The following is a 19,993-nucleotide window of genomic DNA, read 5'->3' on the forward strand; positions in this document are numbered from 1 at the left end:
GATCGGCTGGTCTCGTAGAAGAGCTGGGCGTCAAGAATTAACCCGATAGGAGACCCTTGATGAAAATCCGTACTATCGCAGCGTCGGCTGCGGTCCTCTCGCTGGCAACCGCGCCAGCAATCGCAGAAGTCTCGATCGATCGTGCTCCGGCACCGGTTGAAGGCGAAAGTGAACTGGGTCAGGGTTCTGGCCTGCTTCTCGCTGTTCTCGCAGCGGCTGCTGTTATTGCTGGTATCGTTATCGCTGCTGATGGTGATGATGATCCGGTCAGTCCGTAAGAGGGTTTCATACCGAAATTAAGCGGGGTCCTTCGGGGCCCCGTTTTTTTTGGTCTTGTCAGCTTCGCCCCGGACTAGTCAGTTTTACCATCGGCTGGTGGATCAGGCGTGGTCACATCGGAGCCCGTATCCTTTCGTTCCTGCAATCGCATCAGCAGGAGAGAGCCTTCGAAGAGCACTAACAGCGGTATCGCCAGGATGACCTGAGAGCCCGGATCCGGTGGTGTGACGACTGCCGCCAACGCGACAACACCAACAATGACATAGCGCCGCGCTCCTGCAAGTTGTTGGCGCGTGACAATTCCTGCGCGGTTGAGCAGCAGGAGCAACACCGGCAACAGAAAGCTGATGCCGAATGCCAGGATGAACTGCATCACCAAACCAAGATATTCGCCTGCAGCGGGCAGCGCCTCGATCGTGAGCCCTCCGGCCTCACCCTCGAAGCCAAGGAACCAGCGAAACGCCGTCGGCATCACGACAAAATAGGCCAGCGCTGCTCCTGCGGTGAACAGTACCGGGGTAGCGATCAGAAATGGCAGAAACGCCTTCTTTTCCTTGGCATAGAGCCCGGGGGCAACAAACGCCCAAAGCTGGTTCGCAATAATTGGAAAGCTAAAGAAGAAGCCCGCAAACAGTGCCACCTTCAGCTCAACAAAGAAGACCTCGTAAAGCTTGGTGAAGATCAGCTGCCCCTCCCCTTCAGGAAACGCGTCCTTCAATGGCTGGACGAGAAACCCAAGGATGGGATCGGCAAAATAGAAACTGATTCCAAAGCCGATCGCAAGTGCCACAACACAGCGCAGCAGCCGTGTGCGCAGCTCAATCAGATGGTCGAGCAATGGCGCTTCGGTCTCGTCAATGTCGCGGATCTTGAGCGCCATCAGTTATCGCGCCCCTTCTCTTCGCCCGGCTCATCAAGGGGCAGCGCCGGTTCATTTGGTACCGGATCCGGCTTGGCTGGCTGTGTCGGCTTGGCTGGCTGTGTTGGTTTGGCTGCCTTTGCTCCCCCTGCCTCATCCGCAACAGTCGGCGGCCCTGTCATTTCATCCGCCGCATAGTCTTCCGCCGTGCCCGTGCGCGCCATGATCTCTTCATTGCGCGCCTTCCATTTCTGCTCCATTTCCTCAAGCTCCGCTTCGCGGATCATGGTATCGATCCCGCTTCGGAAATGGGCGGAAACACGGCGCACTTTACCGATCCAGCTTCCTGCGGTGCGCAGGGCCTTGGGTAAGTCTTTGGGGCCGATGACGATGACGGCCACCACTACGATCACCAGCAGCTCGGCGGCGCCGATGTCGAACATGGTCGGGCCCTCTTAGTTGCTCTGGTCAGGCGTATCAGCGCGCGGCGCCGGCTGCGGGTCCGCCGTGTGCTTCGCTTCGCTGGCGGCATCCTTCGCCTGGCCTTCGATCTGGGCGGCGGGTTTGGAAGATTGCGCCTCTTCCTCGCTCATACCTTTTTTGAAACTGCTGATTCCCTTACCGAAATCACCCATCATTTCAGAAATACGGCCACGCCCGAACAGCACCAGAATGACCAAAGCCACAATCAGGATTTGCCAAATACCGATACCGCCCATCACGAAAACTCTCTTCCTGAAAATTCAACTGCTTCAGACGATATAGTGGCGTTCTTTACGCAATGCCAGTCAGGCTGCTGACGATTCAGCGGTTTCACTGTCATCCGATGCCTCGCAGGTATCTGCGTCTGCTTCCTCGGGATCACTGCCGTCCTCGCCCTGATCTTCCTGCAAGGCATCATATGCATCATCGACCGGGTCAAGCAGGCCAGCGGCCTTTAGTTCATCGATGCCGGGCAGATCGCGGCGGCTGGAAAGCCCAAAGTGATCGAGAAATTCAGGCGTCGTTGCATAGATTACGGGCCGTCCGGGCACTTCGCGCCTGCCTGCGAGCTTGATCCAGCCCGCTTCCATTAACACATCAAGCGTGCCTTTGGCCGTTTGGACACCGCGAATCGCCTCGATCTCTGCCCGGCTGACAGGTTCGTGATAGGCAATGATTGCAAGCACCTCTGTTGCTGCACGGCTAAGGCGGCGAACCTGTTCGCGCTCGCGCCGCAGCAAGTGCGCAAGATCGGGCGCAGTCTCGAAATGCCAGCGCTTGCCGCGTTCCACCAGCTGTAATCCACGCTCTGAATAATGCTCCTGCAGCTCCTTGAGCGCCTCTCGAACGGCCGCGTTCTCCAGACCGCCCAAGTGACCAGCGAGCGCGTCAACCGTCATCGGCTCTTCAGAAGCAAACAGCGTTGCTTCGACTGCTCGAACCGTGTCGTCAGGCCTTTTACCGCTCACTGTGCGATCCTCCGGATGCGCATTTCGCCGAAAACTTCCTCTTGCGCAATTTCAGCCTTGCCCAAACGCGCCAGTTCAAGCGCCGCCACGAAGCTGGAGGCGAGCGCCGACTTGCGCAGCCGCGGCTCGGCATGGGGCGGCAGGAATTCTCGTATTTCCATCCACTCCAGGGTCACACCCAGCATTGCAGACACGCGGTCAAGCGCGCTGTCCAGTGTCATCACAGGACGGTCCGACACGTGGTAGATCTTCGGCGCAGTGCGTGCCTTGACCTGCCCATAGCCCTGGATCAGCGCATAGCTGTCACAAGTCCACTGCGTCTTGCGGTCGATCCTGAGCCCTTCAGGCGCGCCTCGCACGAAAATATCACGGCCGATCCGGTCGCGCGCCATGAGCCGCGCCGCCGCCTCGCGCATTGCGCCCAGCCGCTGAAGCCGTAATTGCAGCTTAAGTGCCAGCTCTTCCGGACTCGGGTCCTCCTGTTCATCCTTCGGCAGCAAGAGCGAAGATTTCAGATAAGCCAGCCAGGCAGCCATCACGAGATAGTCTGCCGCTAACTCCAGCTTCAGCGCTTCTGCGCGATCGATATAGCCAAGATACTGATCCACCAGCGCCAGGATCGAAATCTGCCGCAAATCAACTTTCTGCCTCCGAGCCAGGTCAAGCAGCAGGTCGAGTGGACCTTCCCACCCTTCAAGCTCCAGATAAAGCGCTGTGTCTTGGCCTTTCGAAGCTGTGGATGCCACGCCATCCCAGCCTTCGGGTTCCGCATCGCCAGCGGGCGCATCAAACAGCAGGCCGTCTTCGCTCATGCCGCTTCCCCCGCCAGTTCGAGCAATGCGTCTCGTTGCGCTAACAATTCCGTATGTTCGCCCAGATCGTGACGTACATTCGTATTGGCCAATGCTATCTCCAATCGCTGCGACGTTACATCACCCATCGCAGGCAGTATATCCGCGATTGCGACCATATCCGCCATCTTGGCCCAGCAATTCAGCACGATATCGCAGCCCGCAGAGTGCGCGCGCGCAGCCCGTTCCGGCACCGAACCATCCAGCGCTTCCATATCAATGTCGTCGGTTAACAACAGACCATCAAACCCGATCCGTTTTCGGATTATCTCTCTGATAACATAAGGGGAGAGCGTGGCGGGATTTTCACTGTCCCACGCCGTAAAAAGTAGATGTCCGGTCATCCCGATCGGGGCATGATTGAGCGCTCGGAATGGGGCGATATCAATCTCCAGCTCTTCGTCGCTGGCGGTCACGGTTGGCATCTCATGATGCGTATCCGTTGTTGTTCGCCCATGGCCCGGCATGTGCTTGATACAGCCAGCAACACCTCCTTTGGCCAGGCCATCAAGAATAGCCCGTCCTAGCGCCGCAACTTGCATGGGTTCGCTACCCAATGCGCGGTCACCGATAACGTCATGTGCTCCTGGCTGACGCACATCAACCAGTGGATGAAAATCTACGGTAACGCCCATTGCAGACAGCTCAAGCGCCATGGCATGGGCTCCGGCACGCGTTGCTTCAATCGCGCTTGCAGGGGCTATCTTGTACAACTCATCAAACGCCTGACCCGACGGGTATGCAGACCAATGTGGTGGCCTGAGCCGCGCGACGCGCCCACCCTCTTGATCAATCGAGACCAGCAGCCGGTCTCGGCCATGAATGCTTCGCAAATCATCAGTCAAAGCCCGCAATTGCTGCGGATCGACGCAGTTGCGACCGAACAGGATATAACCCGCAGGGTCGGCTTCCTTGAAGAAAGCGCGCTCCTCGGCCGTGAGCTTGGCTCCAGCAATCCCGAAAATCGCAGGCGTCATAGACTGAAAAATCGCAGCACAGCGCGATTCCAGCAAGCGACGATATGGTTACTCTGGGGGAAAACGACGCAGATCTGCGGTATTTCGGCGTTTTCGGGCTCCAACACAGCGCCTACTGCTTCACATTACAGGCAACGCCGTCCTCTTTCAGTCCGGCGCATAAGGTCCGTGCAGCGGCCAGATCGCCAGGTAGAGCCTGCAAACGATAGACCGTGCCAATATCAGCCTGCCCTTTGACCACGCGATAGCGGACGCCGTTGAGCAAAGTTGTCTGCCCACGTAAAGTCACCCAGCCAGCCTCCGCCTTGGCCCGTGAACCATACGCGCCAACCTGGACGGCAACACCGGATTCCTGCGCGCCTTCCCCGTCCATACTTGTCGTAATCATCGGACGCGGTGCGGCATCTGGCGCTGCTACTGGCGCGCTTGACTCTGCTTCAGCGAGTTGGGTTTCGCTAGTAACGCCTTCGCCAACCCCGGGGGCAACGTTCCCGGTGCCGGCGAATTCCTTACCACCTGGATCTGCCGGACGTTCTTTATACGGAGTATCGGGAGCCTTGATCGTACTTCCGTCTGCGATGATTTCGTCACCGACAAGACTGTTGGAGTACCACCAGACACCGCCAATTCCCGCGACCAATAGCAATAGCAGAAATCCTGCAAGTGCTACGATGCGTGACGTATCGACATTGCCCTCTTCAGGATCATACTCATCAGATTCGAGCCAAGGAAGGCTATCATCGCTATCCAGCGCCAATTCGTTTTCGCCATCCCTCTCACTCGCCGCGATCATGATCACATCTCCTCAACAGCATCGACCCCCAGAATACGTAAGCCGTTGCGGATAACCTGCCCTAACTGATCCGCGAGGAAAAGCCTTGCTGCGGTCAGTTCGGCATTTTCTGCCGCGATAAAGCGTTTGTCGGTATCAGTCCTTCCGAGTGTGTAGAATGAGTGCAGAGCACTCGCGAGATCGTAGAGATAGAAGGCTATCCGGTGCGGCTCACGCGCCTTCGCAGCGGCTTCGACTTCGCGCGGGAACTGAGCTGCTTGCTTGATCAGGCTTAACTCCTCTGCGCCCAACAGCAAGAGATTATCCGCAGAAGCGGTCAGCCCCTCCTCTGCCGCCTTGCGCAGGGTAGAACGTATACGGGCATGCGCATACTGAACATAGAAGACCGGATTGTCTTTCGAAGCCTCGACGACCTTTGCAAAGTCAAATTCCATTTGCGCTTCGGGCTTGCGGGTCAGCATTGTGAAGCGGACAACATCTTTGCCGACTTCCTCGACCATATCGGCGATGGTGATGAAGTTGCCGGAACGTTTCGACATTTTGACCGGCTCGCCGCCGCGCATCAGTTGAACCATTTGAACCAGTTTGACGTCAAACGGGACTGTCCTGCCCTGCCCCTCTGACAAAGCGGCAACCGCAGCCTTGATCCGCTTCACGGTTCCGGCATGGTCTGCGCCCCAGATATCAATCAAGGCATCGGCGCTTTCGGCCTTTTGCATGTGATAGGCCAGATCAGCGCCAAAATAGGTCCAGGCGCCGTTGGATTTCTTGATTGGCCGATCCTGATCGTCACCAAACTGGGTCGAGCGAAAAAGCGGCAGTTCCACTGGCTCCCAGTCTTCTGGCGGCGCCTTTCCTTTCGGCGCCTCAAGCACGCCATCATAAACAAAGCCATGCTCCCGCAGCCATGCTTCGGCAGCTTCCGGTTTCCCCGCGGCCTGCAGCGCAGCTTCAGAGGCAAACTCGTCATGATGGATGCCGAGCATGGCAAGGTCCGCCTTGATCCGGTCCATCATCTTTTCAACGGCTTCTGCCCGAAAGATTGGCAACCATCCTTCTTCTGGTACGTCCTTGAAACGATCACCCAACTCGCTCGCCAGATATTCGCCGACAGGCTTCAGATAGTCGCCTGGATAAAGACCCTCCGGAATCTCGCCAATATCTTCGCCAAGCGCTTCCAGATAACGCATGTGTGCGGACCGGGCGAGGACATCGACCTGCCCACCGGCATCGTTGATATAGTATTCGCGCGTGACGTCGTGCCCTGCAAATTCCAGCAAGCTCGACAATGCGTCACCGACCACGGCTCCGCGGCAGTGGCCCATATGCATCGGGCCAGTCGGGTTGGCCGAGACATATTCGACGTTGACACGCTTGCCAGCGCCGATCTGCGAACGACCGTAGCTATCCGCCTGTCCTGCAATCACATTCAGCTCGTTTAGCCAGACGTCAGACTCGAGGCGAAGATTGATGAAGCCTGGCCCGGCGATTTCAGCGCTCGCAATCTCGGGATCATCGTTCAACCTGCCCACGATAGCTTCGGCCAGCATGCGCGGATTGGTCTTAGCCTGCTTGGCCAGCACCATCGCAGCATTTGTCGCCAAATCACCATGGCTCGCATCGCGGGGCGGCTCGACTGCAACATTGGCAGTATTCGTGCCTTCAGGGAGCACGCCCTCGGCTTCGAGTGCAGCGAGCACCGCTGCAACCTTGCCTTCGAAAATCTTGTAGAGTGTCATTGCATCGGACATGGGAGAGCGCCTAGCCGAATTGGCCAGAATCGCAAGAAATCAGGTGGTGTCGCGCGCTTTTGTTCAGCGCGTTACGTTGTATGCCAGCTGCTCTTGCGTCAGCTGGAAACCGATCAACATCTCGAAGCTCGCGCGCTGAATTGCCGCGCGAACCTGCGGATCAGCCAGGGGATCGAGCGCCGCGTCAGGATCGCCGGGCCGCCGTCGACGCGTGATCTGTTGTCGAATTTCGACCGGAAGGGTCGCCTCGGCACGGTTCACGAATGAGCCGGCTTGCGCACTCGCGCTCGCACGCTCCTGCCCGTCAGCAAAGTTCAATGTCACAGTGCCCACACTCTTGGTAACAACCGCGCTGCCACCCCGCAAAACCGTGACAAAATAAGGCAATTCGACCGTGCGCGCGCCCCGTACATCCGTACGGCGAGCATGCACATCGAAGGTCGCACCCGTATACACCTGCTCATCTGTCCCAGATTCGTCACAAGTCGATCGAAGGTTGGTGATCGAAGCTGTCACATCAAGATTGCTGGCAGTCTGGTCACCTGACGTCCGGAAAGTGGTAACGTCCCCAGTGTAGTCAGGAATGCCGACTGCCGGGCACTGCCCCAGAACTGTCGTGATGCCGACTCCTTGATCGACCACCAGCTCGCCTTCGTTGACGCAGCCGGCCAGGCCAGCGGCAAATGCAGTTGCGGCCAAAATGCGAAACTTGCGCTTCATCGCGTTACGATCCTTAAACCTTGCATTGGCCAGCATCTTGTTGTGCTGACCCAGAATAGTTTAACACGCCCTAGCGGTGCGTGTCGCAAAGCGCTAGAGGGCGTGACATGAACGCTCCCTTTCAGTCAGCAGAATCCGGGGAAAATCGCCCCAAGCTCAAACTTCTTATCGCTGCACCGCGCGGCTTTTGCGCTGGCGTGGACCGGGCAATTGAGATCGTCGAAAAGGCGCTCCAACGTTATGGAGCGCCAGTCTATGTTCGGCATGAGATCGTGCACAACAAATATGTGGTAGAGGATCTGAAGGCAAAAGGCGCAGTTTTTGTCGAAGAGCTCGACGAGGTACCCGACGATGCGCCCGTTGTATTCAGCGCACACGGTGTTCCTAAATCAGTGCCCGCAGAGGCTGAGCGGCGCAAATTGCTTTACGTTGACGCAACTTGCCCGCTGGTCAGCAAGGTACACCGCCAAGCCGAACGTCAGATAGAAAAGCAGCGTCATATCATCTTCGTCGGTCATGCCGGGCATCCGGAAGTGATCGGTACAATGGGCCAAGTCGAGCCGGGTCAAATGACATTGGTTGAAACCGTCGAAGACGTAGACAAGCTGGAGTTTGCAGAGGGTCAAGAGCTGTCATTTCTGACGCAAACGACACTATCGGTTGATGACACTCGCGACATCATCTCGGCATTGCAGAAGCGCTATCCGCAGATTGTGGGGCCAAAGGCTGAGGACATTTGCTACGCAACATCGAACAGACAAGCCGCTGTTAAACAGATCGCCCCAGAGAGCGATCTGGTGCTTGTTATCGGTGCCCCCAACAGCTCCAATTCGCTGCGCTTGGTTGAAGTGGCAGAGCGGCTGGGAACAAAATCCTATCTGATCCAGCGCGCTGACGAGATTGACCCGGAATGGCTTGAGGGCGTTGGTACAATCGGCATCACCGCTGGTGCGTCTGCTCCGGAGAAACTCGTCCGCGAAGTGATCGACCACTTTAGCGACTGGTGCGATGTTGAAGAAGAGACCGTAAAGGCCGCGGAAGAAAAGATGGTCTTCAAGCTGCCCAGGCAGTTGCTCGACTAAGGAATCACGTGGCTCGTGGCGGTCTACACTCACCTTGGAGCTGAACAACTGGCAGAGCTGATTTCTGCCTACGATGTCGGCAGCCTGACTTCGGCCAAAGGCATTGCCGAAGGCGTCTCGAACAGCAATTGGCTGATCGAAACGAGCGGCAATAACGGCAACAGCACGCGCTTTATCCTGACAATGTATGAGCGTCGGATCGATTTGTCCGATCTGCCGTTCTTTCTGTCATTGCTCGATCATCTGGCAGCAAAGGGCTGCCCTGTTCCGCGGACGATCCATGACCGCGATGGTGCGGCTTTTCGAATGATCGATGACAAGGCAGTAGCGCTGATCGAGTATCTGCCTGGCGTGTCAGTGGATTATCCGACCCCTGATCAAGCATACTCGGTTGGGCGAGCTGTGGCGCAGATGCACTTCGCTGTCGCTGACTTCCCGCACAAGCGTTACCAGTCCATGGGGCTTGCCGAGTGGGACGACGCGATCAATCGTTGCGGCGCAGATGCATTGGCTACGATCGATCCTGGCTTGCCAGATTTCGCATTCGGAGAGTTGAGCCGGTTCGTCGGCGAGTGGCCAGGCGGTTTGCCGCACGGTGTCGTCCATTGCGATCTGTTTCCGGACAATGTTCTGATGTTGGGAGATAGAGTCAGCGGCCTGATCGATTTCTATTTCGCCGCGACGGATTTCTTCGCCTATGATCTTGCAGTCACACACGCGGCATGGAGCTTTGAACGCGGCGGCCACATATATAGGCCAGAGGTCGGAAGAGCTCTATTAGCGGGATACGAAACAGCTCGTCCGCTAAGCGACGCCGAGCGGTATGCCATGCCGGTGCTTGCCCGCGGCGCGTGTATGCGCTTCATATCATCACGCGCATCAGATTGGCTTGAAGCGCCCGATGATGCATTGGTTTCCCGCAAGGACCCAATGGACTTTGTTCGCCGCTCACAATTCTATGCTGATGCCGGGCCAGAACTCTTCGCACGACTTGGCCAAGACGAGCAATAATTCCATGAGACAGGTAGAGATATTTACTGACGGTGCATGCAAGGGCAATCCCGGCCCGGGTGGCTGGGCGGCGCTGCTGCGTATGGGCAAGCATGAAAAAGAGCTGTCGGGCAGCGAGCCAGAGACGACCAATAACCGCATGGAGATGACCGCAGTCATCCGTGCGCTTGCAGCACTGACCGAAGCTTGTGATGTTTCGCTCTACACCGATAGCAAGTATGTCATCGACGGGATCACAAAATGGATCGAAGGTTGGCAGAAGCGAGGCTGGAAGACGGCGGCCAAAAAGCCGGTCCTCAACGAAGACTTGTGGCGGCAGATGCTAGACGAGGTGGGCCGGCACAAGATCACCTGGCATTGGGTCAAGGGCCACAACGGCCATCCTGAAAACGAACGGGTTGACCAAATGGCAAGCGAAAGGGCCGAACAAGCCGGGCGCGGCCTATAGCCTTCAGCCCATTTTGTTCGACCCATTTCAAAAGCGTTGCGCGAACGCTTTAGTTTCTATCAGTAGTTGTCGACGACCTCTGCATTCGGGCCGTTCTTCAAGACAGAGGCGATCGCATTCTTCGCACTCGCCTTTGAGCTATAGCCTTCGGTCCACCAGATGGTTTCCGAGTTATAGATGAAGTACGAAACAAATTCGCCTTTCTTGTTTTTGCGAATTTCGAAGCGGTGCGCCATGTACTGTCTCCCTGGTTAAATTCTGCAATTGCCGCGTAACGTAACGTCACGGTTTCAAAAAGCTAGTGGCAAGAACAATGTAGTCTCTAATCCGCCAAGCCCTCTTGTGAATGAAACCGCATTGGCGAATAAAGTTCCGCGTCAAGTCCGCGGGTCAACTTGTCGCGGCCATTGCCGAGCAACAATTGCGCACCAAGTCGCGCCGCAGCCGGCGCAGTCTGGATACCGTAGCCGCCTTGCCCTGCGAACCAGAAGAAGTTCTCAACTTTCGGATCATATCCGTAGACCGGCCTCCGGTCGGGTGCAAAGCTGCGCAGCCCCGCCCATTTTCGTTCAAGCCCTTCGATTTTCCATCGCGTCACCATTTCAAGTCGGTCGATCGCTGTGGCCACATCCAGTTCTTCGGGCGCCGCATCGCACGGTTCAGTCGGGGTCTCATCATGCGGACTGAGCCAGAGTCGCCCGCTCTCCGGCTTGAAGTAAAAACTGCCTGATATATCGAGACACAAGGGCATATCATCCGGTGGCGCAGGATCTACCTTTAGTTGCGCAACCGTGCGTCGGAGCGGCTGAATTCCGAGCGGAGATGCGCCAGCGCTTTGCGCTATGGTATCCGCCCATGCGCCCGCCGCATTGGCGATAACCGTCGCGCAAAATTCCCGCCCGTCCTCGCACTGAATGGCCCAACCATCTTGAGAAAGACGAAGCGATCGAACCCGAGCGCGACTTACCAACTGCACTCCATTGGCTTTCGCTCTCTTCAGATAATGAGCGTGTAGGCCAGCAACATCGATATCGGCGCAATCACGCTGCCAGATCGCACGGTCCCACTCAGCCTGTAAGCCCGGTACGCTTTCATCCAATTCATGCCGATCGATCTGCTCGAATTCGGCTCCAGTACCCGAAAACCGTTCGAAGAAATCGTCGATCTTTGACTGATCCGCTTCGCGCGCGAGATAGAGCGCCCCGCGATCGCTTAGGAAACTATGCTGTTTCAGATACTCGCCTGAGGCCATGGTCAGCGGAACGATCTCGGGACCGCCGTAGCACGTCTCCCAGAACGCCGCTGATCGTCCGGTCGAGTGATAGCCGGGCATGTCTTCTGCCTCGAGGATGATCACGCGCGCATCTGCGCTTATTTCAGCAGCCAGACTGGCGCCCGCCATTCCAGCCCCGATTACCGCAATGTCGAACAATTCGCTCACTGGCGCGGTGCCATCCGATCCAGAAAGTCGTTGATCGCGTTCATTGCCCTGCTGCGCACGGCGTCTACCTCTCGCAGCACCTCATGATGCGCTTCCTTGCCAAAGCGAAGGATTTCGGAATTCGGCAAGCGCCGCGCGGCTTCGTCAATCGCCTTGATACCAACCAGCTTGTCGTTTGATGTGGCGACAATGAACACTGGTGTCTGGACCTGCTCCAACTTGTCTCCGTCAAATAATGTGCGCATCGATGAATAGGCGCGTTCAACCCAGCCCCAGCTCCCAGGCCCCATCACCAGCTCTGGGCGCTCCTCACGCCACCACAACTCGTCTTGATAGCGGTCATCGTCATGGGTCAGCAGTGCCTGACGACCCGCAGGAACCACGCCGGGCTTCTCGCTCCATTTCCATGCCTGCCGCTTGGGATCCCCGATCGCGCACATCAGCTTGGCGGCAGCATGGCCAACGGCAGGCGGCAAAGCGCCTGCAAAGCCAAGCATCGGCGCAGAGAGAACCATAGCGTCGGGATCGATCCTGCGCTCTGCAAGCGCGCGCAAGACCAGGTGCCCTCCCATGGAATGCGCCGCCAGTACATGTGGTCCAGCAACTTGCGCTTTCCATTCTTTCCAGAGCGCAGCCAGATCCTCCACCCAAAGGTCGAAATCATCGACATGGCCTGTAACCGCATCATTTCCCAATCGACCAGAACCCGCTTGTCCGCGCCAATCCGCTGCGGTCACGCGCCAGCCCTCACGATGCCACTGTTCCAGCGCTTCGAGATACTTCTCGTAATTGTCTCCGCGACCCGGAAAGAAAAGGATTGATCCGCGCTGAGGGTGCTCCACGGCCCAGTCAATCCTGCGGATCTTGTGCCCGTCTGGTGCAGCCCAGAATGTCTCTATGGCCGAAGATGGAATTGCGCGTCGATTTATCGGTTCAAGGAGTGTCCCGTTCACTTGGCTAATTTCAACTCTCTGGCTGTGGTTACTTTTTGGTAAGTCATAGTCTTTAGCACTGTCTCCCAAGGGAAACCTGGGGGCCAAATGTTTTTCGAATATCTCCACTACGGATTGCTCGGTGGCTTGGCAATTGCCCTGCTGTTCGCCGCATTTACCGACCTGCACCGCCGCCAGATTGATAACTGGCTGAACGCAGGTATTGCGCTTGCCGCGCCGATCTTCTGGTGGGCCAGCGGCCTTTCCTTGTGGCCGGGCGTCGCAGCGCAGCTTGGCGTTGCATTGGCTGCTTTCGCTGTCTTCGCCGGATTGTTTGCTCTGAAGATGATGGGCGGCGGGGATGTCAAACTTCTGACCGCTCTTGCGCTGTGGGTCGAGCCGTCCTGGTTTCTCAAACTTCTGATCGTGATGGCGCTCGCTGGCGGAGGGCTGACCATCATCATGGGCGGCTGGCACATCATCCGCAAACAGAGAGATCGCCTCAAAATTCCATACGGGGTGGCCATCGCAATCGGTGGCCTGTGGGTGATCGGAACACAATACTTACCTCGTGCGAGCGAGACCACCGGATTGGGATGAACCTGATTTTAACCAATTCACGAATAAAGACACAAACCATTCCCGCCCGAAGTGTTCGGGCCGAACTAGGGGGCTTGATTAGCCATGGATAGGAAAAAGCTGGTTTTGCTGCTTGTTGCACTGGTCGTTGCGGTCGGTACGGCGTTGGCAGCTCGGAGCATGTTTGCCGGTAGCACGGCACCACAGGTTGAAGCAGCACCTGTGCCCGAGGGACCCAAGGTTCTTGTGGCACAACGCGCACTGCCAACCGGCACTATTATCACTGCAGATGCGATGAACTTCCAGCAGTGGCCGGAGGAACTGGTGCAGGATGCATATTTCCTCGACGGCGAATCAGACATCAACGAGTTGCTTGGCACCGTTGTACGTCACCCTATCACTGCAGGTGAACCAGTCACGCAGGGTTCTTTGGTTAGCCCTGGTGATCGCGGTTTCCTTGCTGCGGCGCTCAGCCCCGGCATGCGCGCTGTCACCGTCCCTGTATCGGCTAAGACCGGTGTCGCAGGCTTCGTATTCCCTGGTGACCGCGTTGACCTTGTTCTGACGCAAACTGTGTCAGGCGACGAAGGCCAGCCGCTGAAAGCTGCAGAAACTGTGCTTCGTAATCTGCGCGTTCTGGCAACCGACCAGTCAACCGAGCAGACGACCACGGAAGATGGCAAGACTGTAGTCCGCGCGTTCCGCACAGTGACCCTCGAAGTCACACCAAAGATTGCAGAGAAGGTCGCAGTTGCTCAGACAATTGGCACACTCAGTCTCGCACTGCGCTCTATTGCCGATAATCAGGCTGAACTCGAACGCGCAATCGCTTCAGGCGACGTTGTCATCCCAGATGACGCGACACCAGAAGAAGAAGAGAATATTCTTCGCGCTGCCATGAATCGCCCGGTTGAGCGTGGCGCAACTGTCAGCACCGGGGGCGACGTGTCTCGTTATCAGCGCCGTACCAAGCCCATCATGAACTCGGAACGTCCGACTAATCCTGATGGCACACCGGTCATTCCTGGCCCGACTGTCCGCGTATCGCGTGGAAACAACACAACCACTGTTCCAATCGCGAAGGCCGGAACTGATCTCAATCAGGTTCAGGCTCAGAATGTGCGCAAAGCAGGCAAAGTGGTGCCGATTGCTGGCGCAACGGTAATTCGTTGAGGGGGCGTGACCGATGACAAGCATTTCTAAATCAAGGGGCAAGACCATGAAACGTCGCCTGACTACAAAACTGCTGCTTGCCAGCCTGGCCATCGCGCCGCTCGCTGCAGCACCGATGACGACGACTGCAACAGCGCAGAACGTGTCGACACCGGCAGAGGATATCGTGATTTCGATTGGCCGCGGCCAACTGATCTCTATCCCCGGACAAATGTCGGACGTGTTTATCGCCAATGACAATATTGCTGATGTGCAGGTCAAATCTCAGCGCCAGCTCTACGTGTTTGGCAAGGCAGGTGGCGAAACCACCATCTATGCCAGCAATGCGCGCGGCGATGTAATCTGGTCAGCCAACATTCGTGTCGGCTCTAACATTGAGAGTGTCGATCAGATGCTGGCCTTGGCTATGCCCAACGCGAAGGTAAGCGTCGCAACGATGGGTTCAAACACTCTTCTGTTGACCGGCACTGTCGGCTCGCCTGAGGACGTGTCTGAGGTAGAGCGCCTCGTTCAGGCCTTCGTTGGCGACGAGATGAACGTAATCAGCCGCATGCGCATGGCAACGCCGCTGCAGGTGAACCTGCGCGTTCGCTTTGCGGAAGTTAGCCGCTCGCTGGTTCGCACTATCGGCGGCAACCTGAATACTTACGACGGAACTAGTGGCTTTCGCTTTGGTGTAGCGACTGGTCGTGAAGCATTTCTCCCGCAATGGACTGTCAACGGCGGTGTATTCACCGGCGGAACCGAGGCTGCAGAAGGTTCATCACTTGTCACACAAAATGCACCGGGCACGACAATCTCCGGCTTCGACAAGTTCCTTGGACTTGATTTGGCCAGCGCGCTTGATTTGGCTGAAACAGATGGTCTTGTTACCACGCTTTCAGAGCCAAACCTCACAGCTCTGTCAGGCGAAACAGCTGAATTTCTGGCCGGGGGCGAGTTTCCGATCCCGACCAGTCAAGGCCTCGGATCGACTTCGATCGAATATCGTAAATTTGGCGTAAGCCTGGCGTACACGCCAACGGTCCTGTCAAATGGTCGTATTTCAATGCGTGTTCGCCCGGAAGTGTCGGAACTTTCCTCGCAAGGCGCAGTGACGATCAACGGATTCCAGATCCCCGCTCTGACCACACGTCGTGCGGAAACAACGATCGAGCTGGGATCAGGCCAAAGCTTCATGATTGCTGGTCTGATGAACAACAACGCGCAGACCACAATCGACAAGGCCCCTGGCCTCGGTGACATGCCGATTATCGGCAACCTATTCCGGTCGCGCTCTTTCCGTAAGGGCGAGACGGAGCTGGTGATCGTGGTCACGCCATATCTGGTGAAACCAGTAAATGATCGTGACATCCGTCTGCCCACCGATGGCTTCAACGCAGCCACCGAACTTCAGCAATTGTTCGGGTATCGCAACAATGCCGGAAACGGCGGCGAACGCCCCAACCCACAGCCCGGCAATGGCGATGGCACACCAAGCGTTGGTGGCGTCACTCCGGATGCAGTCGCTCCGCGCCGTGCGGGTGATGACAACAATAAGGATCGCAACGCTGCCGTCGCGACTCCTGGTTTCAACCTCTAATCGGAAAAGGTGAGAACAATGCCCTTTGCAAAACACAGCAAGCTGGCGGGTGCCCTCGCCCTTTCGCTTGGTCTCGCTCTTGGAGCGTGCGGCGGAATGCCAACCAACAAGAGCCTCTACAGCGTCAAGCAGCCGGTTGTAGAACGTTCGAACTATACGTTCGACGTGCAATCGAGCCAAAGCGGGCTCAGCATTTCAGATCAGCAACGCCTTGACGGCTGGTTCGAAGCTATCGAGCTTGGCTACGGTGATCGCGTTTCGCTCGACGATCCGCTTGCCAGCAAGGCCGTACGGGATTCCGTGAGCCAGTTGGCTGCGCGGCATGGCGTACTACTCTCTGACGGAGCTCCCGTTACAGCAGGCGCCTCTCAACCAGGTTATGCTCGTGTGGTCGTGACGCGCTCTACGGCAAATGTGCCTGGCTGCCCCGATTGGTCGGCAAGCTCGGACATGAACTACAACAACGCGACCAGCCCCAATTATGGCTGTGCAACCAACAGCAATCTGGCCGCGATGGTCGCTAACCCTGAGGACCTGCTTGAAGGTCAGAAGGGCACAGGCGAAACCGTGATCATGAGCTCGAGCAAAGCCATTAATGCTTTCCGCGACCAAGTCCCTACAGGAACGCAGGGTCTCGCTGAAGGTCAAACCGGAGGAGATAACTAAGCCATGAATGCGCCTTGGAAATCCGGGATGCCCGGAAATCGTGATCCGTTCGCTGCCTATATTTGCGACGATGCCGCGCTGGACGTTCTTCGTCCGGTCGTAATCGAGCTCGGCTGGCAGCCGGAGAAATGCAACAAGGGTGGTCTGCGCAACGCGATTCAGTCGCTGAGCGTCAGCGCCAGCCCGAACATCCTGCTGGTAGATCTGTCAGAGAGCGGTGATCCGCTCAACGACATCAACGCCCTGGCAGAAGTGTGTGAGCCCGGTACAGTAGTTATCGCTATCGGACAGGTGAATGATGTTCGCCTTTACCGCGACCTCCTGGCCAGTGGTATTCATGACTATCTGCTGAAGCCACTATCCGCCGGCCAGCTGCGTGATGCTCTGAACCAGGCTCAAGCCGTGTTCACGGCACCGCGCAATCAGGACGGCGAAGTGGTGAAACATCACATCTCGACGGCCATCATCGGCACACGTGGCGGTGTTGGTGCATCGACGCTTGCCACATCTTTGGCATATCTGTTCAGCGAAGAGCACAAGTCACCGACTGCACTGCTTGACCTGGATGTGCACTTCGGAACTGACGCTCTTGCTTTGGATCTGGAGCCGGGCCGCGGTCTGACGGATGCGATCGACAACCCAAGCCGTATCGACGGCCTGTTCATCGAACGCGCTATGATCCGTGCCAATGACAATCTGTCGATCCTGTCGGCAGAGGCGCCCATCAACCAGCCGTTGATGACTGACGGCGCTGCCTTCGTGCAGCTCGAGGAAGAATTCCGTCAGGCATTCGAAATGACCGTTGTTGACCTGCCGCGCAACATGCTGATCAATTTCCCGCATGTTCTCTCGGACGTCAATCTGGTTCTGCTGGTAAGCGATCTGACGCTGGCTTCGGCTCGCGACACTATTCGCTTGCAGTCCTGGCTAAAAACCAATGCTGCGCATGCACACACAATGGTTGTGGCCAACAAGGTCCAATCAGGTGTGGCTGAGATCAGCAAAGCCGACTTTGAAGCCTCAATTGAGCGCAAGTTGGATTACGTGATCCCGTATGACGCGAAAGCTGCAGCAAACGCTGCGAAATTGGGTCAGCCATTCGTCCAGGCAAATCGTTCAAGCAAGGCATCGGCTGTCATCAAGCAGGTTGCCGAGCGCGTAATGGGAGCAAGCGACGAAAACTTCAGCACCGATGACTCAGGCAAGAAATCGCTCTTGGGCGGGTTCGATCTGAAATCGCTGTTGGCGAAGAAAGACAAGTCGCAACCTGAAGAAGCACCGGCTGAGTAATCGGAGGATAGCTCGGGCAGCAAGATCTTCACCGGTTGGCTGCCCGAATTCTCCCACAATTGTTTGATTTAAGGAAAGGCGGGACAATCGCATGGGAATTCTACAAACCCTGTTGCTGGTTGGCTTCATAATGGCGCTGCTGTTTGGCGGTTACGTAGCCTTTGCGGGCCCATCGGTCGGAAAAGCTGCCAATCGCCGCTTGCAGGCGGTGCGTTATCGGCACTCAGAAAGCACAGATGCGAAAGTTGAGTCACAGCTGAAGAAGGCCATCGCTGCGCGAAAGCCTAAGCTGCACAAGGTTGCAGGCTCAACATCGCGCCTTGATGCCTTGGCTATCAGACTTGATCGAACTGGCAAGAACTGGACGCTGTCCCAGTACATCTACGCATCGATTGGCATCGCCCTGTTTGTTGCTGTTGTAATATACCTTCGCAGTGGTGCGCTTTTGCTCTCTTTGGGGGTTGGTGTGCTGATCGGCGCTGGTCTTCCGCACCTTGTCGTTAACTGGGCCATCAATAAACGTACAAATCAGTTCAATGAGAAATTCCCGGATGGCATCGAGTTGCTGGTCCGCGGTCTGCGTTCTGGTCTACCGGTGACAGAAACCCTTGCTGTTGTGGCTCAAGAAGTACCAGGACCGGTTGGGGAAGAATTCAAAGGTATCGTCGAGCGGATCAAGATCGGTAAAACGATGGAGGATTCGCTTCAGGAAACCGCTGATCGCCTGGGGATTCCTGAGTTCAACTTCTTTTGTATCACTCTGGCCATCCAACGCGAAACGGGCGGCAACCTGGCAGAAACGCTCTCGAACCTGGCAGATGTGCTGCGCAAACGCTCGCAGATGAAACTGAAAATCCGCGCGATGAGCTCGGAATCGAAAGCATCGGCCTATATCGTCGGCTCACTTCCTTTCATCGTTTTCATCATGGTGTGGATGGTCAACCCAGAATATCTGGGCGGCTTCTTCACCGACGATCGCCTGATCGTAGCTGGGCTTGGCGGTATGGTCTGGATGTCGATCGGCGCATTCATCATGGCCAAAATGGTCAGCTTCGAGATCTAATCAGGGGAAACGGAAACCATGCTTAACCAACCATCCGGCCCCACACTTCTCGGCTTCGATGTCATCATCGTCGGCTCGATCCTTGCCGGGATTGCAGCGCTGGCAGTCGTGTTCGCGATCTATAACGCCGTCACCATTAAGGACCCGATGGCCGGGCGCGTGAAGGCGTTGAATAGTCGCCGTGACGAGTTGAAAGCCGGCATAATCACTCAAAGTGCGAAGAAGCGAACCAGCCTTGTTCGCAAGACCGACAAGACTGACAAAGTCAAACAACGGCTGGAGGGCATGAAGGTCCTGCAGCAAAGCCAGATCGAAGAGATCCAGCAGAAGCTGGCGCACGCCGGCATTCGTAACAAGGAACTTGCGGTCTATGTTATCGGTGCACGCGCAATCCTGCCGATTATTCTGGGCATTACCGCGTTTGTCCTGCTCTATGTGGTGCAGATATATCCCGATTGGGAAATGAAGCGCGTGGCGGCTCTCGGCGCTGCTGTGTTCCTGGGCTACAAGGGACCTGAGCTTTACATCGGCAATATGGCCAAGAAGCGCACGAATGAGATCCGCAAGGGTCTGCCCGATGCACTGGACCTGCTGGTAATCTGCGCCGAAGCGGGCCTGACTGTTGATGCTGCGTTCAACCGCGTGGCAAAGGAGCTGGGTAGGGCCTACCCCGAACTCGGCGATGAGTTCGCTCTTACCGCTATCGAGTTGTCTTTCCTTAGCGAACGCAGAATGGCGTTCAATAACCTCGCTTATAGGGTCGACCTGGAACAGGTACGCGGCGTTGTAACAACGATGGTGCAAACCGAGCGCTATGGTACGCCGCTTGCCTCAGCCTTGCGTGTACTGTCTGCAGAGTTCCGCAATGAACGCATGATGCGCGCAGAGGAGAAAGCAGCGCGCCTGCCTGCCATCATGACAATTCCGCTGATCTGCTTCATTCTGCCTGTGCTGTTCATCGTGATCCTTGGGCCGGCAGCCTGTTCAATCAGCGACGCACTGCTCACAGATTAAGAAGTTTGGAAGAGATTTGAGCACGGGTGTT

Annotated in this window: 23 protein-coding genes; 11 read left to right on the forward strand and 12 right to left on the reverse strand. The window is 56.7% G+C overall.

Features of this window, described 5'->3' with window-relative positions:
- Nucleotides 1-59: 59 nt before the first annotated feature.
- Nucleotides 60-278, forward strand: a complete 219-nt coding sequence (locus A6F69_RS11200) for a hypothetical protein (RefSeq protein ID WP_067601294.1) — start codon at nucleotides 60-62, stop codon at nucleotides 276-278.
- Between the two features lie 74 nt (nucleotides 279-352).
- On the opposite strand, the gene tatC is transcribed toward A6F69_RS11200, so the two are convergent.
- From tatC to A6F69_RS11245, 9 genes are all read right to left on the reverse strand, one after another.
- Entirely contained in the window at nucleotides 353-1,159 is an 807-nt protein-coding gene (gene tatC / locus A6F69_RS11205; RefSeq protein WP_067601297.1) for a twin-arginine translocase subunit TatC, read from the reverse strand.
- Nucleotides 1,159-1,581, reverse strand: a complete 423-nt coding sequence (gene tatB, locus A6F69_RS11210) for a Sec-independent protein translocase protein TatB (RefSeq protein WP_067601300.1) — start codon at nucleotides 1,579-1,581, stop codon at nucleotides 1,159-1,161. The genes tatC and tatB overlap by 1 nt, the downstream gene beginning before the upstream one ends.
- A 12-nt stretch (nucleotides 1,582-1,593) precedes the next feature.
- Nucleotides 1,594-1,857, reverse strand: coding sequence for a twin-arginine translocase TatA/TatE family subunit (locus A6F69_RS11215; protein ID WP_067601303.1), 264 nt, complete (start codon nucleotides 1,855-1,857; stop codon nucleotides 1,594-1,596).
- 69 nt (nucleotides 1,858-1,926) lie between these two features.
- Entirely contained in the window at nucleotides 1,927-2,520 is a 594-nt protein-coding gene (scpB, locus tag A6F69_RS11220; protein ID WP_083984867.1) for an SMC-Scp complex subunit ScpB, read from the reverse strand.
- Nucleotides 2,521-2,585: 65 nt separating this feature from the next.
- Nucleotides 2,586-3,401, reverse strand: a complete 816-nt coding sequence (locus A6F69_RS11225; RefSeq protein ID WP_067601310.1) for a segregation and condensation protein A — start codon at nucleotides 3,399-3,401, stop codon at nucleotides 2,586-2,588.
- On the reverse strand, nucleotides 3,398-4,417 hold the full coding sequence (gene nagZ, locus A6F69_RS11230) for a beta-N-acetylhexosaminidase (RefSeq protein WP_067601313.1): 1,020 nt from the start codon (nucleotides 4,415-4,417) through the stop codon (nucleotides 3,398-3,400). The genes A6F69_RS11225 and nagZ overlap by 4 nt, the downstream gene beginning before the upstream one ends.
- A gap of 112 nt (nucleotides 4,418-4,529) precedes the next feature.
- Nucleotides 4,530-5,210 (reverse strand): SPOR domain-containing protein, encoded by a 681-nt coding sequence (locus tag A6F69_RS11235; protein ID WP_067601316.1) that lies wholly within the window; start codon nucleotides 5,208-5,210, stop codon nucleotides 4,530-4,532.
- 2 nt (nucleotides 5,211-5,212) lie between these two features.
- Nucleotides 5,213-6,961 carry an arginine--tRNA ligase gene (gene argS, locus A6F69_RS11240; protein ID WP_179946159.1) on the reverse strand — a complete coding sequence of 583 codons (1,749 nt, stop codon included), beginning with the start codon at nucleotides 6,959-6,961 and terminating at the stop codon, nucleotides 5,213-5,215.
- Nucleotides 6,962-7,024: 63 nt separating this feature from the next.
- Nucleotides 7,025-7,681 (reverse strand): hypothetical protein, encoded by a 657-nt coding sequence (locus A6F69_RS11245; RefSeq protein WP_067603017.1) that lies wholly within the window; start codon nucleotides 7,679-7,681, stop codon nucleotides 7,025-7,027.
- A gap of 107 nt (nucleotides 7,682-7,788) precedes the next feature.
- On the opposite strand from A6F69_RS11245, the gene ispH reads away from it, so the two are divergent.
- The 3 genes from ispH to rnhA are packed head-to-tail and all read left to right on the forward strand — an operon-like array spanning nucleotide 7,789 to nucleotide 10,222.
- Nucleotides 7,789-8,763, forward strand: coding sequence for a 4-hydroxy-3-methylbut-2-enyl diphosphate reductase (gene ispH / locus A6F69_RS11250; RefSeq protein ID WP_067601318.1), 975 nt, complete (start codon nucleotides 7,789-7,791; stop codon nucleotides 8,761-8,763).
- 15 nt (nucleotides 8,764-8,778) lie between these two features.
- Complete coding sequence (gene thrB / locus A6F69_RS11255) at nucleotides 8,779-9,774, forward strand: homoserine kinase (RefSeq protein ID WP_067601321.1); 996 nt, start codon at nucleotides 8,779-8,781, stop codon at nucleotides 9,772-9,774.
- 4 nt (nucleotides 9,775-9,778) lie between these two features.
- Entirely contained in the window at nucleotides 9,779-10,222 is a 444-nt protein-coding gene (gene rnhA / locus A6F69_RS11260; RefSeq protein WP_067601324.1) for a ribonuclease HI, read from the forward strand.
- A 59-nt stretch (nucleotides 10,223-10,281) separates the two neighbouring features.
- On the opposite strand, the gene A6F69_RS11265 is transcribed toward rnhA, so the two are convergent.
- The 3 genes from A6F69_RS11265 to A6F69_RS11275 form a co-directional block, all read right to left on the reverse strand.
- Nucleotides 10,282-10,458, reverse strand: a complete 177-nt coding sequence (locus tag A6F69_RS11265; protein WP_067601325.1) for a YegP family protein — start codon at nucleotides 10,456-10,458, stop codon at nucleotides 10,282-10,284.
- An 86-nt stretch (nucleotides 10,459-10,544) separates the two neighbouring features.
- Nucleotides 10,545-11,663: an NAD(P)/FAD-dependent oxidoreductase gene (locus A6F69_RS11270; RefSeq protein WP_067601326.1), complete on the reverse strand. Its 1,119-nt coding sequence runs from the start codon at nucleotides 11,661-11,663 to the stop codon at nucleotides 10,545-10,547.
- The gene (locus A6F69_RS11275) at nucleotides 11,660-12,625 is read right to left on the reverse strand and encodes an alpha/beta hydrolase (protein ID WP_425388086.1); all 966 of its coding nucleotides are present in this window, start codon (nucleotides 12,623-12,625) and stop codon (nucleotides 11,660-11,662) included. Before A6F69_RS11275 ends, A6F69_RS11270 begins: the two co-directional genes overlap by 4 nt.
- A 78-nt stretch (nucleotides 12,626-12,703) precedes the next feature.
- Between A6F69_RS11275 and A6F69_RS11280 the strand changes: the two genes are divergently transcribed.
- The 7 genes from A6F69_RS11280 (at nucleotide 12,704) to A6F69_RS11310 (ending at nucleotide 19,962) form a co-directional block, all read left to right on the forward strand.
- Nucleotides 12,704-13,195, forward strand: coding sequence for an A24 family peptidase (locus tag A6F69_RS11280; protein ID WP_067601330.1), 492 nt, complete (start codon nucleotides 12,704-12,706; stop codon nucleotides 13,193-13,195).
- 84 nt (nucleotides 13,196-13,279) lie between these two features.
- A complete protein-coding gene (gene cpaB, locus A6F69_RS11285) occupies nucleotides 13,280-14,347 on the forward strand; it encodes a Flp pilus assembly protein CpaB (protein ID WP_067601333.1) in 1,068 nt (355 codons plus the stop codon).
- 46 nt (nucleotides 14,348-14,393) lie between these two features.
- Nucleotides 14,394-15,929 carry a type II and III secretion system protein family protein gene (locus tag A6F69_RS11290; protein WP_144573587.1) on the forward strand — a complete coding sequence of 512 codons (1,536 nt, stop codon included), beginning with the start codon at nucleotides 14,394-14,396 and terminating at the stop codon, nucleotides 15,927-15,929.
- 18 nt (nucleotides 15,930-15,947) lie between these two features.
- On the forward strand, nucleotides 15,948-16,595 hold the full coding sequence (locus A6F69_RS11295; RefSeq protein ID WP_067601337.1) for a CpaD family pilus assembly protein: 648 nt from the start codon (nucleotides 15,948-15,950) through the stop codon (nucleotides 16,593-16,595).
- Nucleotides 16,596-16,598: 3 nt separating this feature from the next.
- The gene (locus A6F69_RS11300; protein ID WP_067601340.1) at nucleotides 16,599-17,885 is read left to right on the forward strand and encodes a nucleotide-binding protein; all 1,287 of its coding nucleotides are present in this window, start codon (nucleotides 16,599-16,601) and stop codon (nucleotides 17,883-17,885) included.
- Between the two features lie 91 nt (nucleotides 17,886-17,976).
- Complete coding sequence (locus A6F69_RS11305; RefSeq protein WP_067601342.1) at nucleotides 17,977-18,948, forward strand: type II secretion system F family protein; 972 nt, start codon at nucleotides 17,977-17,979, stop codon at nucleotides 18,946-18,948.
- An 18-nt stretch (nucleotides 18,949-18,966) separates the two neighbouring features.
- Nucleotides 18,967-19,962: a type II secretion system F family protein gene (locus A6F69_RS11310; RefSeq protein ID WP_067601344.1), complete on the forward strand. Its 996-nt coding sequence runs from the start codon at nucleotides 18,967-18,969 to the stop codon at nucleotides 19,960-19,962.
- Nucleotides 19,963-19,993: the final 31 nt, after the last annotated feature.

Source organism: Altererythrobacter ishigakiensis (assembly GCF_001663155.1).
In the GTDB taxonomy this organism is placed as follows: domain Bacteria; phylum Pseudomonadota; class Alphaproteobacteria; order Sphingomonadales; family Sphingomonadaceae; genus Erythrobacter; species Erythrobacter ishigakiensis.

Excerpts from the sequence above, each read along its gene's own strand:
- A6F69_RS11200 (WP_067601294.1), top strand. The coding sequence starts at position 60 with ATGAAAATCCGTACTATCGCAGCGTCGGCTGCGGTCCTCTCGCTGGCA.
- tatC (WP_067601297.1), bottom strand. The coding sequence starts at position 1,159 with ATGGCGCTCAAGATCCGCGACATTGACGAGACCGAAGCGCCATTGCTC.
- tatB (WP_067601300.1), bottom strand. The coding sequence starts at position 1,581 with ATGTTCGACATCGGCGCCGCCGAGCTGCTGGTGATCGTAGTGGTGGCC.
- A6F69_RS11215 (WP_067601303.1), bottom strand. The coding sequence starts at position 1,857 with ATGGGCGGTATCGGTATTTGGCAAATCCTGATTGTGGCTTTGGTCATT.
- scpB (WP_083984867.1), bottom strand. The coding sequence starts at position 2,520 with ATGACGGTTGACGCGCTCGCTGGTCACTTGGGCGGTCTGGAGAACGCG.
- A6F69_RS11225 (WP_067601310.1), bottom strand. The coding sequence starts at position 3,401 with ATGAGCGAAGACGGCCTGCTGTTTGATGCGCCCGCTGGCGATGCGGAA.
- nagZ (WP_067601313.1), bottom strand. The coding sequence starts at position 4,417 with ATGACGCCTGCGATTTTCGGGATTGCTGGAGCCAAGCTCACGGCCGAG.
- A6F69_RS11235 (WP_067601316.1), bottom strand. The coding sequence starts at position 5,210 with ATGATCGCGGCGAGTGAGAGGGATGGCGAAAACGAATTGGCGCTGGAT.
- argS (WP_179946159.1), bottom strand. The coding sequence starts at position 6,961 with ATGTCCGATGCAATGACACTCTACAAGATTTTCGAAGGCAAGGTTGCA.
- A6F69_RS11245 (WP_067603017.1), bottom strand. The coding sequence starts at position 7,681 with ATGAAGCGCAAGTTTCGCATTTTGGCCGCAACTGCATTTGCCGCTGGC.
- ispH (WP_067601318.1), top strand. The coding sequence starts at position 7,789 with ATGAACGCTCCCTTTCAGTCAGCAGAATCCGGGGAAAATCGCCCCAAG.
- rnhA (WP_067601324.1), top strand. The coding sequence starts at position 9,779 with ATGAGACAGGTAGAGATATTTACTGACGGTGCATGCAAGGGCAATCCC.
- A6F69_RS11265 (WP_067601325.1), bottom strand. The coding sequence starts at position 10,458 with ATGGCGCACCGCTTCGAAATTCGCAAAAACAAGAAAGGCGAATTTGTT.
- A6F69_RS11280 (WP_067601330.1), top strand. The coding sequence starts at position 12,704 with ATGTTTTTCGAATATCTCCACTACGGATTGCTCGGTGGCTTGGCAATT.
- cpaB (WP_067601333.1), top strand. The coding sequence starts at position 13,280 with ATGGATAGGAAAAAGCTGGTTTTGCTGCTTGTTGCACTGGTCGTTGCG.
- A6F69_RS11290 (WP_144573587.1), top strand. The coding sequence starts at position 14,394 with ATGAAACGTCGCCTGACTACAAAACTGCTGCTTGCCAGCCTGGCCATC.
- A6F69_RS11295 (WP_067601337.1), top strand. The coding sequence starts at position 15,948 with ATGCCCTTTGCAAAACACAGCAAGCTGGCGGGTGCCCTCGCCCTTTCG.
- A6F69_RS11300 (WP_067601340.1), top strand. The coding sequence starts at position 16,599 with ATGAATGCGCCTTGGAAATCCGGGATGCCCGGAAATCGTGATCCGTTC.
- A6F69_RS11305 (WP_067601342.1), top strand. The coding sequence starts at position 17,977 with ATGGGAATTCTACAAACCCTGTTGCTGGTTGGCTTCATAATGGCGCTG.
- A6F69_RS11310 (WP_067601344.1), top strand. The coding sequence starts at position 18,967 with ATGCTTAACCAACCATCCGGCCCCACACTTCTCGGCTTCGATGTCATC.